The organism is Shewanella sp. S1-49-MNA-CIBAN-0167, from assembly GCF_040310145.1.
In the GTDB taxonomy this organism is placed as follows: Bacteria; Pseudomonadota; Gammaproteobacteria; order Enterobacterales; family Shewanellaceae; genus Shewanella; species Shewanella psychromarinicola.
On record NZ_JBEOPO010000164.1, the window covers coordinates 1 to 313 of the forward strand.

Sequence of the window (313 nt, forward strand, 5' to 3'; positions counted from 1 at the left end):
GTCATTATTTTGATGATGGTATTCGTTTAAATTATGTGGCCCCAACAGATCTCTACTGGACCATGGGCGTTGAAGCGTTTAAAGGTGAAAGTTTACGTGCGACAGATGAGCACGGAGAGCGTGATTTTGATGATGTTGGCGTGTATACCGCATTAACCAAGATTGGTGGTGACATTGGTATCGAGAGTTCTTGGCAACTAGGATTGAGCTATTTGCGCAATCAGAATGGTCAAGCTTATGCCGAAGAGGAGCATGAAGATGAAGTGGTTGATGAGGAAGGACACACTGAACACAGCCATAGTGCATCTTATAC

Annotated in this window: 1 pseudogene; it reads left to right on the top strand. The window is 44.1% G+C overall.

The features are described from left to right. A pseudogene (locus AAEZ00_RS20825) lies at positions 1 to 313 on the top strand (hypothetical protein); the annotation flags it as partial.